The sequence below is a fragment of the Candidatus Thiodiazotropha sp. AKAK2 genome (genome assembly GCF_058244685.1).
In genome coordinates, this window is record NZ_JBSYOP010000008.1 from 95,421 (window position 1) to 109,644 (window position 14,224).

General features: G+C 55.6%; 10 protein-coding genes. 3 read left to right on the forward strand and 7 right to left on the reverse strand.

The window, feature by feature from the left end; genetic code table 11:
* Positions 1–21: 21 nt before the first annotated feature.
* The 7 genes from pmbA to rlmH all read right to left on the reverse strand — a co-directional run bounded on the left by pmbA (position 22) and on the right by rlmH (position 10,793).
* A complete protein-coding gene (gene pmbA, locus AC4IE8_RS02600) occupies positions 22–1,347 on the reverse strand; it encodes a metalloprotease PmbA (protein ID WP_490790268.1) in 1,326 nt (441 codons plus the stop codon).
* Between the two features lie 5 nt (positions 1,348–1,352).
* Positions 1,353–2,795, reverse strand: a complete 1,443-nt coding sequence (gene tldD, locus AC4IE8_RS02605) for a metalloprotease TldD (protein WP_068989519.1) — start codon at positions 2,793–2,795, stop codon at positions 1,353–1,355.
* Between the two features lie 193 nt (positions 2,796–2,988).
* The gene (locus AC4IE8_RS02610) at positions 2,989–3,813 is read right to left on the reverse strand and encodes a carbon-nitrogen hydrolase family protein (protein WP_490790244.1); all 825 of its coding nucleotides are present in this window, start codon (positions 3,811–3,813) and stop codon (positions 2,989–2,991) included.
* Between the two features lie 204 nt (positions 3,814–4,017).
* The gene (locus AC4IE8_RS02615; protein WP_490790245.1) at positions 4,018–7,899 is read right to left on the reverse strand and encodes a YhdP family protein; all 3,882 of its coding nucleotides are present in this window, start codon (positions 7,897–7,899) and stop codon (positions 4,018–4,020) included.
* 21 nt (positions 7,900–7,920) lie between these two features.
* Positions 7,921–9,375, reverse strand: coding sequence for a ribonuclease G (gene rng / locus AC4IE8_RS02620; RefSeq protein WP_068989512.1), 1,455 nt, complete (start codon positions 9,373–9,375; stop codon positions 7,921–7,923).
* A gap of 319 nt (positions 9,376–9,694) precedes the next feature.
* Complete coding sequence (locus tag AC4IE8_RS02625) at positions 9,695–10,315, reverse strand: Maf family protein (protein WP_068991580.1); 621 nt, start codon at positions 10,313–10,315, stop codon at positions 9,695–9,697.
* A gap of 4 nt (positions 10,316–10,319) precedes the next feature.
* Positions 10,320–10,793 carry a 23S rRNA (pseudouridine(1915)-N(3))-methyltransferase RlmH gene (gene rlmH / locus AC4IE8_RS02630; protein WP_068989509.1) on the reverse strand — a complete coding sequence of 158 codons (474 nt, stop codon included), beginning with the start codon at positions 10,791–10,793 and terminating at the stop codon, positions 10,320–10,322.
* Positions 10,794–10,931: 138 nt separating this feature from the next.
* Between rlmH and rhlB the strand changes: the two genes are divergently transcribed.
* From rhlB to AC4IE8_RS02645, 3 genes are all read left to right on the forward strand, one after another.
* On the forward strand, positions 10,932–12,281 hold the full coding sequence (rhlB, locus tag AC4IE8_RS02635) for an ATP-dependent RNA helicase RhlB (RefSeq protein ID WP_068991577.1): 1,350 nt from the start codon (positions 10,932–10,934) through the stop codon (positions 12,279–12,281).
* Between the two features lie 17 nt (positions 12,282–12,298).
* Complete coding sequence (locus tag AC4IE8_RS02640) at positions 12,299–12,661, forward strand: YkgJ family cysteine cluster protein (protein WP_068989508.1); 363 nt, start codon at positions 12,299–12,301, stop codon at positions 12,659–12,661.
* Between the two features lie 166 nt (positions 12,662–12,827).
* Positions 12,828–13,679 carry an ion transporter gene (locus AC4IE8_RS02645; RefSeq protein WP_068989501.1) on the forward strand — a complete coding sequence of 284 codons (852 nt, stop codon included), beginning with the start codon at positions 12,828–12,830 and terminating at the stop codon, positions 13,677–13,679.
* Positions 13,680–14,224: the final 545 nt, after the last annotated feature.

Consider the following 14,224-nt stretch of genomic DNA (forward strand, 5'->3'; position numbering starts at 1 on the left):
AGGAATTCAGTCTGCGAATATCTACTCGCCTGCGATCATCATGTTGTCGATGAGCCAGGAGCCGGTCTGTACGCTGCTGCGGGTCTCGATATCACTGCCCACTTCCTGCAGGCCGAGGAACATCTCTTTCATATTGCCGGCGATGGTGATCTCCTCCACCGGAAACTGGATCTCACCGTTTTCAATCCAGAAACCGGTAACACCGCGGGAGTAGTCACCGGTAACCATGTTGACTCCCTGCCCCATCAGTTCAGTCACCAGCAGTCCTCGTTGCATGCTCTTCAGCAGCCCCTCTCTGTCCTGATCACCGCTGCTGATGCGCAGGTTTCTCACCCCACCCCCGTTACCGGTGGTCTGCATACCGAGCTTTCGAGCGGCATAGCTGTCCAGTACATAACTGGATAGCACCCCGTCCCGGATGAAATCCTTGCGACTGGTCGCCACACCTTCACTGTCGTAGGCTGAACTGGCCAGCCCTCCAGGCAACAGTGGATCTTCATGAATATTGATGAAGGCGGGAAACACCGGTTTTTCCAATTGGTCGAGCAGAAAGCTGGCCTTGCGGTAGAGGGAAGAGCCGCGGATCGCACCGACAAAACTGCGCAGCAGACCCACCGCCACGTCGGCCTGGAACAGCACGGGCGCCTGTTGGGTCTTGATCCGGCGGCCATTGAGGCGGGCCACGGTTCTTTTGGCGGCCATCTCACCCACTGACTCAGCACTCTCCAACTGCCCACCCTTGCGCGCCAGGGTATACCAGTAATCCCTCTGCATACTCTCCCCCTGCTTGCCCAGTACCGCACAACTCAGGCTGTGGCGTGAGGAGGGATAACCGCCAATGAATCCATGGGTGTTGCCGTAGACCTGCAGTCCATTGTGCGAGTTCAGAGTGGCTCCCTCCGAATTGAAGATCCGAGCATCGGTCTCCCGGGCCGCTGTCTCACAGCGAATCGCCAGCTCGATCGCCTCCTCCACACTCTGATCCCAGCGATGATAGAGATCGAGATCGGGCAACTCGGTAGCCATCAATGACGAGTCAGCCAAGCCGGCACAATCATCTTCCGAGGTATAGCGGGCAAAGTTGCAGGCTGCCTCCACCGTCTCCTTGATCGCCTGAGGTGACAGATCCGATGTACTGGCAGAACCTTTGCGATGACCAAAATAGACAGTCACGCCCAAACCGTTGTCCCGGGTGTGTTCGATGGTCTCTGTCTCGCCGAGACGAACCGTTACCGAAAGGCCCGCATCACTGCTGACTGCGGCTTCAGCGGCACTGGCGCCCTGTCGCGTAGCCTCTTGCAGCAGCTCTTCCACCGACTGTTGTAGATCAAGCTGCCTGGATTTCATATCGCTCACTGCTCGGTTCCTCCGACGGTCAACTCATCTAACTTCAAAGTCGGCTGACCGACACCCACGGGTACGCTCTGCCCCTCTTTACCGCATACCCCGACCCCCTTGTCCAGCTTCAGGTCATCCCCGACCATGCTGATCCGACTCATCGCTTCCGGACCGTTGCCGATCAGGGTCGCCCCCTTCACCGGACGTGTCACCTTGCCGTTCTCGATCAGGTAGGCCTCACTGGCGGAGAAGACAAACTTTCCAGAGGTGATGTCCACCTGGCCACCACCAAAATTAACCGCATACAAGCCCCGTTCCACAGAAGCGATGATCTCCTCAGGATTGTGTTCGCCTGCCAGCATGTAGGTATTGGTCATGCGTGGCATCGGCAGATGAGCATAGGACTCACGTCGCCCATTGCCGGTTGAGGCGGTATTCATCAGTCGGGCATTGTGCTTATCCTGCATATAGCCCTTCAGAATGCCGTTTTCGATCAACACGGTATTCTGACTCGGTGTGCCTTCATCATCGATATTCAGGGAACCCCGACGCCCGGGCAACGTGCCGTCATCGACAACGGTGCAGCAACTGGAAGCGACCTGCTCACCGATACGCCCACTGAAGGCTGAGGTGCCTTTGCGGTTGAAATCCCCCTCCAGGCCATGACCGACCGCTTCATGCAGCAGTACACCAGGCCAGCCCGGGCCCAGTACAACCGGCATGGTTCCCGCGGGTGCATCGACCGCATCGAGGTTGACTAACGCCTGCCGCACCGCCTCTCTGGCATATTCGAGACCACGGGACTCCTGGATGAAATAACCAAGACTCTCCCGCGCACCTCCACCACTACTACCTTGCTCCCGACGTCCATTGTGCTCAGCGATGACATGTACATTCATGCGGACCAGCGGCCTGACATCCGCACTCAGGGTACCGTCAATGGCTGCCACCAGGATGATGTCCTGCGCCGCGACCAGACTGACGATCACCTGCTTGACTCTTGGATCCTGTTTGCGCGCCTCCCGATCCAAAGCCTGCAGCAGCTCGACCTTCTCTGCTTCGTTCAGGCTGGGTAGCGGATTCAGTGGCGCATAGAGCTGTTTGGCGATCGGGGTTCCGGCGATCTGCACACGCTGACTGCCACCACTTCGGGTTATCGCGCGAGCGGCTCGGGCCGCCTCCTGCAGGGTGGGTAACTGCAGCTCATCCGAGTAGGCAAAGCCGGTCTTCTCACCACTGATCACCCGAATACCGGCACCCTGTTCGATATTGTGCGCCCCCTCCTTGATGATGCCATCCTCCAAAACCCAGGATTCAAGCCGGCTGGATTGAAAATAGAGATCCGCGGCATCCACTCCCTGCCCGGTCAATTCACCCAGCATTCTGTCCAGGTCACTTTCACCAAGCCCCACCGGGGCGAGAATATTTTGTTGTGCTATTTGAATCAGATCTGACATGTTGTTTCCAGCCAGTCGGCTGTTTTTAGGCCTGTTAACAAGATTCCAATCAGCCCTGCCGGGACTCTTTCTTGTCCCGCAAGGCGGAGTGAGCGAGGTGTCGCTCTACAGAAACGAATGATATCGCAGCTGAGCAATAAAATAGCCACAGACACCCGCAGTTTATTGGGGCCTGTTAACACTGATCCAATGCTTAATAGAGCTGCCTGTGATCGATCGTCGGAAAGGTGCGCCTGATGGTCTTCTGGTATTCCGTATCAAGTTCGACACTCACATAGCCGGTACCTCTTGGCACCTGGCTGAGTACTGTTCCCCAGGGATCGACAATCATACTGTGGCCATGGGTCTCACGACCACTGATGTGGTATCCCCCTTGTGCGGCCGCAATCACAAACGCAAGATTTTCGATCGCCCGCGCTCTAACCAGGGTTTTCCAGTGAGCCTTTCCGGTCATCGCGGTGAATGAGGAGGGTACGGCAAACAGTTCCGCGCCCTGATCCAGCAGTTTGCGAAACAGCTCAGGAAAACGCAGATCGTAGCAAACCGCAATTCCCAGCTTGCCAAATGGCGTTTCCAAAACCACCGGCTGGTCACCGGGTTCGATGGTGCTGGACTCCACATAGCGCTCATCGGTTTCAACCAGATGGACATCAAACAGATGGATTTTATCGTAGCGAGCGACCCGACGACCCTGGTCATCCATCACCAGACAGGCAGCCCGGACTTTACCGCCCTGACTGGCGCGTAAGGGGATTGTCCCCCCTACCAACCAGACACCATAGCGCTTTGCCATCTGGCTGAGAAAACCCTGCAACGGTCCATCTTCCGACTCTTCGCAGAGGGTCAGCATATCCCGGTCATGCTCCCCCTTGAAGGCAAAATTCTCAGGCAAAACAACCAGGCCCGCACCGTTTTCACTTGCCTCGCCAATCAGCCGTTCCGCCTCCAGAAGATTGGCGCTGACATGGGGACTTGACGCCATCTGGATGGCAGCAACTTGATTTTTCTTACCACTCATAATTCAATCTAATCTGTTTAAACTCAGCCAATGTCGGACCATTCAAGCAAATAATCCAGACCGGTCGTTTGTTATTTCATCGGATCCCGGCGACAGATTTGCTCACCGAAAATCCTGCCAGAACCAGCAGCATAGCACTATGCAATATCCAACTGCTACCCGGGACAAGCCAACACACTGGGCAAGCACCGGCACCTCTGAAGCCTAATCACCTGGCATTTCCGGCATATGCGTATCACGCTCCTCGTCATCGACCTGCAGTGAAAGCTGATTGAAGGTGGGTTTATCCCAACTGCCGGTCACCTCATAGGTGCGCATGGCGATCCGATCAAAGTGTTTACCGAACAGTTGCTGGGTTACCGCCAGCGCCACACCCACTGTGGGGTTTATCGCCAGTGCACCGACCAGTGGCAGGGTGGCGCTCACATTCGGTGTCACCACAACCTGCTGATCATAGGTTCTGCTGCTCAACCCTGTGCGTCCCCGTATGTCGACCATCGCGGCGGTACTGCGCAATGCCAGATCCGTGGTGTAGGCATCGCCATCATTCAGCACAAAGTTACCCTGGATACTGTCAAACGCCATGCCCTTGGAGAAGAGATCGGAGAAGTCGAGAGCCAGTCGTTTACCGAGTGCGTTCAGACTGAACAGGCCGATCAGACGCCCCACCCCCGGATCCACATTATCGACCGCACCCTTACCCACATCCAGCCAGATACTGCCATACAGATTCTCAGCCCCCATCTCCAGCGGCGAAGTGGGCCAGTAGAGCTCAGCTTTGACTTCGGTAGGCGCCTTTTCAATACCGGTGGTCAAACCCAGGTGATGTTGCAGATCACCCAGACTGGGGGTCTTCATTTGCAGATTCAGGCCGGTGTTATGGCCCTTCGGTGAGACACGCCAATAGCCCTGCCCCGACAGATCGATGGTATGTCCGATCAGGGTCAGGTTGTTGATCGTGATTCCGTTGTTTTCCTTGCTCCAGGTGAGGTTTCCCTTGCCGATCGGCCGATCATTGATAAAAAGCTTGTCTACGGAAAAGTTGATTGCCGGCACATCTCTGGGGTCCAAATCGTTTTGCGGATCTGTCTCCGGCTGCTCACCGGTAATCGCCGAGGCCAACTCATCAAGATCCAATTTGATGAAATCGAATCGCCCAAGGATCGGCTGATTCTGCAGATCGCTCGGCACCTGCATGGTGCCCTGTACCGTGTCCGAGGTCAGATTGACCCGGTAGCCATTGGCAAAGTTCTTATAGGTAAACTGGGTCTGGGGACAGGCGGTACCCAGCGCGGTGAGTTCATCGACCCGCAGGTTCATTTCAATACGCGGCATTGGCGTGTCAGATTGATTGGCCTGCTGATTGACCCAGGCGATCCATTGGTCGGCGTTGAGCCGATCGAGCTGTCCACTGAGGTGAAATCCTTCAACGCCATCCAGGCTGAGAGGCTCCCGCTGAAAGCCGATCGCGGCTACCCAGGGCTTCTCCTGATCATCGTAGAGACGTAGCAGACCATGGGTATCGTCAGCGTAACTCACTCTCAGTTCAGTACTGGAATCACTCAGAAAGTCCACTCCCAACTTGAGTTCCCGGGGTTCCTCTGGAGCCTTGATCAAGGGTGCAGGCAGATCGACTTCCACACCGACCAGCTCAGATGTCAGGCTCATTCTCACCGGCACCCGACTCGGCTGATGGGCAATACTGAACTCCAGATCAGCGCTGCCCCGGCCTTTAAAATATTGCAGATACCAATCAGGAAACTTCTTATGTAGCTTGGCCAGATCCAAAACGCTGTTTGCATTGATGCGGGTCCAGTCCCTGCCCTGATGCCGATAGGGGGCGATATCGAATTGCACCGGTTCATTGAGAAACTGCGCCTGCAACTTTTTCCCGCTGACACCGGAGCTGTCGAACTTCACCTCACCGGTGATCGACTTCAAGTCGACATCCGCCTGCTTGACCCGCAGTGCCGCGCGCTGAAAATCGATCGCTCCTTCAACCGACAACTCACCCCGACCCTCTTCCAGTGGAATCTCCAGATCCACGATCGTGCGGGTTCTACCGCCAACCGACACGGCTTCGACAAATGGCTGAAAATCCTCTTTAAGCGGGGTATCACCCAGGATTGCCATGATGTCTTTGAATGGTCCCATCGCCTCCCCTTTGATCTTCACCGGGGTTGGATTGCGCAGCTCATCGATCTCAACAGAGACATCCCGCAGCCGGCTGTTGAGCATCACCCCCTCCTCAAGCCTGGCTTTCAAACCGTTATTGATGAAGTGAACTTCCGCCACCGCTTCCGAGAGAACCGGCCACTCGGACATATAGTCGAGCAGTAGATCCTCAACCCCGAACCAGACCTCGAACCGACCTTCGTGGGCTTTGAAGGGAAAATCACTCACCGGACCATAGAGCAGGAAGCTGCCCGATTTCACATGCCCGCTGACCATCGATTTGTCCAGCCACTCCACCAAACCTTCGGGCATCACGGTAACCGGCAGATATTCACTTTTACGAGAGCCGTCCGCATCCCAGAAATCGGTTTGAATATCGGCGAACAGATCCTTGCCGCTGATTGGAATCTGCAGCTCGATGCGCGACAGGGTCTCCATATCCGGATTGCTCATCTCAAGATGATCGGTCTGCATGTGCAAACCGCTCTGCAGATCAAAATTCCACAGGAAATCACCCTTTACCCGGTCAGCCTGCAGCGGCCTGCGAAACAGTTGCGGGTAGTCGATGGTGAGATTGTCGCTGTCGATCTTCAACCAGCCGCCCGACTGGTTACCATCGAATGACATCTTCAAACCGGCCGTACCCGGAATACTCTCCCAGGAATTTGAGATGAACTTTTCAACCTCACCCTGCAGCTGCCAGGTCATCTCCTGCCCGGGCAACTGCTGCAGATAGAAATCGAGCCCCGTCAGGTCACCCCGGGGATTCAGTCCCAGCAGAGCATTCTGCAGATCCCTGGCCGGCAGCTCGACAATCGAAATCAGATCGTGGGCCGTATCGAGGGAGAGATAGTCGGCTCGCAGCTCGAATCCGGCACCCTGCTCAGCCGATTTCCACCAGGTGGCTTCAAGACCACCTTCGGGCCACTCCCGCCCTTTCTGAGTCAGCGAGAACTGCTCCAACGCCAACATCCAACCCGCCTCGATCCTCGACCAGTCAAGCGAGGTTACAAGATTCTGAAACGAGAATGATTTATCCTTTTGTCGACCGGTTAGATGCAGATCATGAAGCTCTGACTGCCCACTGACAGTCTGTACCACCCCATCCGCCACATCACCCCATAACTCCAGGTTGGCCCGCCCCTGCTCCACCTGGTATCCACCCGGCAGCCACTCCCCAAGACGGCCACCTAACTGCAGATCCTCGCACTTCAGATAGAACTCACCACTCATCGCCATGGAATCTGCCGATCTCTGACGAAGAGCTGCAATCAGTTCGATCTTCTCCTCTCCCCGATGACCAATCCGCCCAGAGAGTGCGAGCTGATGGCGCAGACCGTTATTCAACAGATCCACTTCCAGCCCACTGAGTCTTAGCGGAGGGCGCCCCTGCAGTGCGCTCTTGATGAGAATCTCCGTATCGACCATGCGTAACCGGTTCTGCTCCAGAAAGATTCCCAACACCGCCGCGGTATCGGATGATTCCCCGGCTCTTTCCATACCCTGTAGTGAGAACGAACCGTCGGCAAACCGCTCCATCTTCAGCTTGGTGCCGACCACTTTGCCACCGCCCAGCTGCAACTGACCGGCCAGCAGGCTCTTCAGCAACTGGACTCTGACGTAGACTTCGGGAGCATACAGCAGCGGTTCTTCGGTCTGCTTGTCCAGTGCACTGACATCCGCAAATTTGAGTACCAGATGGGCGCCTTTGAGTTGCGCCTGTATGGCGCCAATACGGAGTGGCATTTCAGCCTTGTTTTCGAGTACCCGTTCGATCTCCTGACGGTAGGGTTCCAGATCGACTCCCGGCAACAGGAATCGCGCAAGGGTCAATCCCACCGCCAACAGGATCACCAGCCAGGCGATGGTCTGCCAGAACTTCGTGTGAAAATATTTTGCGGCGGCGAGCATGAAAACAGGATTCAGCGGTGGTCAGACCAACACCACATCATAGTGTTCCTGACTGTATAGCTGCTCAGCCTGCAGCTTGATCGGATGGCCGACAAACTGCTCCAGTTCGGCCAGATGGATGGACTCTTCGTCGAGTAGTCGGTCGATCACCTCCTGGGAGGCCAATACCAGCAGGGATTCCACATCAAACTGCCTGGATTCCCGCAGGATTTCACGAAAGATCTCATAGCAGGTGGTCTCTGCCGTCTTCATCGAGCCGCGCCCGCCACAACAGCTGCAGGGTTCACAGAGAACATGCTCCAGGGACTCCCGAATGCGCTTGCGGGTCATCTCCACCAGCCCCAGAGAGGAGACCTCGGTGATGTGGGTGCGCGCATGATCATGGGCAAGACACTTCTCCAGCGCGCGTAAAACCTGTCGCCGATGTTCCGGATCGAGCATGTCGATGAAGTCGATGATAATGATGCCGCCAAGATTACGAATTCTCAGTTGCCGGCAGATCGCCTGGGCGGCCTCCAGGTTGGTCTTGAAGATGGTCTCTTCCAGATTCCTGTGGCCGACAAAAGCACCGGTATTGACATCGATGGTGGTCATCGCCTCAGTCTGATCGATCACCAGATGGCCGCCGGATTTGAGCTGAACTTTACGCTCCAGGGCTTTCTGGATCTCATCCTCCACCCCATACAGATCGAACAGGGGACGCTCACCCGGGTAGTATTCGATGCGGTGTTTGATGTCTGGAATGAACTTTTGCGCAAAACTGATCGATTTCTGGTGGGTCTCCTTGGAGTCGATGCGCACCTTCTCCACATCGGGACCGACCAGATCCCGCAACGATCTCAGGGGCAAGGAGAGGTCCTCATGGATCAGCTCAATGCTTTTTGCCAGTTTGCTTCTCTCCTGGATCGAGCTCCACAGCCGGGCGAGAAACCGCATATCGGATTTCAGCGACGACTCATCCACCCCCTCAGCGGCCGTTCTTGCGATATAACCACCTGAGATTTCGCCTGTTTCCGCGACCTGATTGAGCAATTCACGGAGTCGTTGACGCTCATCCTCTGCCTCGATTCTCTGTGAAATCCCCATATTGCCCAGGGAAGGCATGAACACCAGGTGCCTGGATGGAATGGAGATGTTGGTGGTCAGCCTGGCGCCTTTGGTACCGATCGGATCCTTCAGCACCTGAACAATCACCAGTTCGCCTTCGCGCAACAGCTCATGGATATTGTCGGTCTTCGGCTTGTCGGTTGAGTCTCCGATATCAGAGACGTGCAGGAATGCCGCCCGTTCAAGCCCCACGTCGACAAACGCCGCCTGCATACCGGGCAGAACCCGACAGACCTTGCCTTTGTAGATATTGCCAACCAGCCCCCGTTTTCCGGAACGCTCGATGATGATCTCCTGCACAGCACCGTTCTCAATGACCGCCACACGGGTTTCCGGAGGAGTTACATTAATTAGAATTTCTTCACTCATATCAACTACTTCGTTGTTCTCGTTATTGCTAATCCCTGTAGACAAATGCGCTGCCTCCGAATCTCTTTCATCGGACAATCGGGCATTTTATTAACCTAGAGTCCATGTTGTGTTAGTGGGCTCATCCGATGAGTGAGCCTAAATACATTAATTCATGCAACACATCATTACCTTACGACAGATGTTATCTGTCTCATGTGGAATCTGGGTTTAAGCCCACAACTTAGCAATTTCTCCTCAACCCCGGCACACCGGCGATCTGCAAAGGGGAACAACCCCTTTATCTGAACCAATTCGAGCCTGGTGCGCCCTGTGCGGCCTAAATACTACCTGGGCCTATCAAATTAGTCTTCCCAGCACCAAATTCGATCCCGCCCGATTGCAGTAATTGTGCGGTTTCAAACAACGGCAAGCCCATCACGGCGGAATAACTGCCCTCCAGCCGCGCAATAAATTGTGCGCCAAGCCCTTGAATTGCATAACTTCCTGCCTTATCCAGCGGCTCTCCCGTTTGCCAATAACCGAGCATCTCGGCTTGACTGAGTTTACGAATGGTTACCCGGCTTACCGAGACACTGGTCTGTGGAACCGATCGACACAGGGTCACCGCACTGAACACCTCATGGGTGGTGTCGGAGAGCTGCCCAAGCATCCACAGAGCATGATCCCGGTTTTCCGGTTTCCCCAGGATATGGCCGTTCACAACCACACTGGTATCGGCAGCCAAAACCGGTAATCGAGCGGCTTCACTAAGTTGCCTGAATCCGGCCACAGCCTTCTCCTCAGCCACCCGCCGCACATAATCTGTCGGCTGCTCCTCAGGCAACTGCCCCTCATCGACCTCAATATCGAGCAATTCGAAGCGCACCCCGATCTGTTGCAGCAGCTCGCGACGCCTTGGGGATCTTGACGCCAGGTAGAGGTTGGGCCGGTCACCCATACCGCTATCCGGCACGATGATAGGGGTGGTTGTGCATCAGACTCCAGGCCCGATACAGCTGTTCAGCCACCACCACCCTGACCAGCGGATGGGGCAGGGTTAATGGGGACAGGGACCAACGCCCTTCCGCCTGGTTCAGACACTCCGCCGAGAGCCCTTCCGGCCCACCCACCAGCAGCGCCAGATCCCGGCCATCGCCCATCCAGGACTGCAACTTGCTGGAGAGTTGCTCCGTACTCCAGGCCCGTCCCTGTACATCCAGGGCCACAACCCGACACCCTTTGGGTATCGCTTTCAGCATCTTTTCACCCTCATCCTTCAGGATTCGCTTGATATCGGCCTTTTTACCCCGCTGTCCGGGAGCGATCTCGAGCAGATGGAGATAGCAGTCCCCATTCAGCCGCCGGGCATAGGTCTGATAGCCTTCGACCACCCAGTCAGGCATGCGGTTTCCGACAGAAACAAGATGGATATTCATGCAGGGGGATTGTACGGGATTGTGTCCGTCGATGGGCAAATTTTACATCCGCGCGATCAAGGCCTGATAACAATGAGTCAAGGTGCTGATTCCATGCAGGATCGTAGTTATACCTATTATCCTGTATGCTTCCGCCCCATGAGCAATAAACATCTGACTGAGACCCGTTTTGCCGACTTTGATCTCGATCCCCAGGTTCTGCTGGGTATCCAGGAGGCCGGCTTCGAATACTGCACTCCGATTCAGGCGGAAACCCTGCCGATTGCGCTGACCGGAAAGGATCTGGCCGGACAGGCACAGACCGGTACCGGTAAAACCGCAGCCTTTCTGATCGCTGCCATCGACCACCTGTTACGCAACCCACCATCGGAGCAGCGTCGGGTCAATCAACCCCGCACCCTGATTCTGGCGCCGACCAGAGAGCTGGCGGTACAGATCTACAACGATGCCCAGGCATTGACCCAGCACACTGAGCTGACAACCGCAGCCGTCTACGGCGGCACCGGCTATGAAAAGCAGCGCAAGCAGATCGAACAGGGTGTGGATATCCTGATCGGCACCCCAGGGCGACTGATTGACTATCTCAAACAGCGGGTCTACGACCTGAAAGAGATTCAGGTGATCGTGCTGGACGAAGCCGACCGCATGTTTGATCTCGGCTTTATCAAGGACATCCGCTTTATGTTGCGACGCTGTCCATCACCACAGGACAGGTTGGGCATGCTGTTCTCCGCCACCCTATCCTATCGGGTGCGCGAGCTGGCCTACGAACACATGAACAATCCGCACAGCGTTGAGGTGGAACCGGAGCAGGTGACCGCGGAGAAGATCACCGAAACCTGCTACATGACGGCCAACGAGGAGAAGATCCCGCTGCTGATCGGCCTGCTCAAGCAAATGGAGGACACCCGTACCATTGTCTTCGTCAACACCAAACGGGTGGCCGACAAGGTTTGGGGATTCCTGCAGGGGAACGGCATCGATACAGCGGTGCTCTCCGGCGACGTACCGCAGACAAAGCGCCTCAGCCTTCTGAAGAAGTTTCAGAACGGTGAGCTGCCCGCCCTGGTGGCCACCGATGTGGCGGCCCGTGGCCTGCATATTCCCGATGTCACCCATGTGGTCAATTTCGATCTTCCCGAGGATGCGGAAGACTACGTACACCGCATTGGCAGAACCGCCCGTGCCGGGGCCAGCGGCGAGGCAATCAGCTTTGCCTGTGAGACCTATGCCTTCTCTCTGCCGGACATCGAAACCTATGTAGGCCACTCCATCCCAACCCAGACCGTGGCTACCGACCTGTTGGCCGAGGTGGATCCGAAGAGCCGGGTCTACCCGGAGAAGGGGGCTCGCCAGAGGCATCATCCCAAAGAGGGCCAGAAGAGCCATGGCAAGGGTCATCACCATAAAGCGCACAAACCCAAGGGAGAAGGTAAGCGCAGACGGCGCCGGTCCGGCCCCAAGCCACCCCAGAGCAACAGCGAATAACCCAACAGCGAATAACCATGGACAACAAGTGCGATCGCTGCACCAACTCCAAGTGCTGCACTTACACCACGGAAGCCCTCGGGGTCGCTCCCCGCTCGAAGAGCGATTTTGAACATCTGCTCTGGCAGGTCTCCCATGCCGGGGTGGAAATCTACAAGGACGACGACGGCTGGTTTCTACTGATCGGTGGAAGTTGTGAACACCTACAGCCTGGTGGGGGCTGTGGCATCTACGATCAGCGGCCGCAGATCTGCCGGGACTACGACAACGACTGGTGTGAATTCGATGCCCCTGCGGAGGATGGCTTCGAACTCTATTTCCGCAACTACGCTGAACTACTCACCTACTGCAAAAAACGCTTTAAAACCTGGGGCAATTAAGGCCTTAGACGCCGATCTCACAGGCAATCTGTTGCAGCGGCCCCACTTCCCGGAACTAAGCCGCAATTTCCCGATCCATAGCGTTGACCAAAAACCGCAATAAGGGTTGTTTTCCGATATAATCGGCGGCCTTTTGAGTATCAGCCAATACCGGATTCAACCCGCTATGCCCCCGACAGCTGCACAACTGCAACAACAGTTCATCCAACTTCGCGAAAACAAGATCTTCGAAACCTTCGTTATCCTGGTGATCGTGATATCGGCACTGATGATCGGCGCCAAAACCTACCCGATCCCCGCCTCTGCCGCCCAGGTACTGCGCCTGCTCGACATCGGCATCACCATCTTTTTCCTGGTCGAGATCATCATCCGCATGATTGCCGAGCACAGTCTGAAACGATTCTTCAGCAAGGCCTGGAATGTCTTCGACTTTCTCATCGTCACCGCGAGTCTGATCCCGGTCGATGACAGCGAAGCCGCCCTGCTGGGTCGCCTGCTGCGGATCTTTAGAGTACTGCGACTGGTATCGATCATCCCCGAATTGCGGGTACTGCTGAATGCCTTCGTCACCGCCATTCCCCGCATGGGCTATGTGTCGCTACTGATGTTCATCATCTTCTACATCTACGCCGCCATCGGCAGCATGTTCTTCCATCAGATCAACCCGGAGCTGTGGGGTAACATCACCATTGCCATGCTGACCCTGTTCCGTATCGCCACCTTCGAGGACTGGACCGATGTGATGTACGAGACCATGGATATCTTTCCGCTCAGCTGGTTCTTCTATCTCTCATTCATCTTCATCGTGGCGTTTGTTTTTCTCAATATGATGATCGGAATCGTACTGGAAACCCTGCAGCGGGAGCATGAGGAGTTTTCCCGGGAGAGCGGTGAGGGTGAGGCAGGCGAGGTACACCGAATCGACAGTCGGACCGCCGAGATGGAGCAGCGACTGATCAAGATGGAAAACATGCTGGAGCAACTGACCAGGGATAGAGCCACCACGGATAAGCCCTGACCTAGGGCCGTTTACACTAATCCAATATGCCCTGTTGTACCTGAAAAAACGCCAATCAAGGCGCGAGGAGCGTAGTTTGGTTGTTCCAAATGAGTGTCGAGCAACGCCGAGTGGCGCTTTTGCAGGTGCAACCTTCCGTTTTGATACAAAAAGAGGGAAGCTGGGTCCACGACTGTCCCACAAACTTTCAATCTTCCCAGCAGCAGATCTAAAGCCCCTCTCCCTTGAGGGGAGAGGGGTTGGGGAGAGGGTGTACACGAAGCGTTTAACCTGGCTAGAACCTGAGTCCGTAGGTTCAGGTAAAAGATAAGAACCTCATTGGTCCTTCGTCTTTATCCCGTTGAGCTCATATGAAACTGAGGTGATTATCCTCCCCCTCTCCCCCGGCCCCTCTCCCGCAAGGGGAGAGGGGAGTTAAACTCCCTGCCTTTTTGACATTCGGACGATAACAGTGGCCTCAGGCATCTACTGACCTGTGCCTTTAATGTCTCGATTCTTAATCAGCTATGAAAACCAATAAACGATTAGGCAGTTTACACTATAAA

What these genes read in the sequence shown, in the direction of transcription:
- rng (WP_068989512.1), bottom strand. Translation starts at nt 9,375, where the DNA reads ATGAGTGAAGAAATTCTAATTAATGTAACTCCTCCGGAAACCCGTGTG.
- AC4IE8_RS02615 (WP_490790245.1), bottom strand. Translation starts at nt 7,899, where the DNA reads ATGCTCGCCGCCGCAAAATATTTTCACACGAAGTTCTGGCAGACCATC.
- AC4IE8_RS02610 (WP_490790244.1), bottom strand. Translation starts at nt 3,813, where the DNA reads ATGAGTGGTAAGAAAAATCAAGTTGCTGCCATCCAGATGGCGTCAAGT.
- rlmH (WP_068989509.1), bottom strand. Translation starts at nt 10,793, where the DNA reads ATGAATATCCATCTTGTTTCTGTCGGAAACCGCATGCCTGACTGGGTG.
- AC4IE8_RS02625 (WP_068991580.1), bottom strand. Translation starts at nt 10,315, where the DNA reads ATGGGTGACCGGCCCAACCTCTACCTGGCGTCAAGATCCCCAAGGCGT.
- AC4IE8_RS02645 (WP_068989501.1), top strand. Translation starts at nt 12,828, where the DNA reads ATGCCCCCGACAGCTGCACAACTGCAACAACAGTTCATCCAACTTCGC.
- rhlB (WP_068991577.1), top strand. Translation starts at nt 10,932, where the DNA reads ATGAGCAATAAACATCTGACTGAGACCCGTTTTGCCGACTTTGATCTC.
- tldD (WP_068989519.1), bottom strand. Translation starts at nt 2,795, where the DNA reads ATGTCAGATCTGATTCAAATAGCACAACAAAATATTCTCGCCCCGGTG.
- AC4IE8_RS02640 (WP_068989508.1), top strand. Translation starts at nt 12,299, where the DNA reads ATGGACAACAAGTGCGATCGCTGCACCAACTCCAAGTGCTGCACTTAC.
- pmbA (WP_490790268.1), bottom strand. Translation starts at nt 1,347, where the DNA reads ATGAAATCCAGGCAGCTTGATCTACAACAGTCGGTGGAAGAGCTGCTG.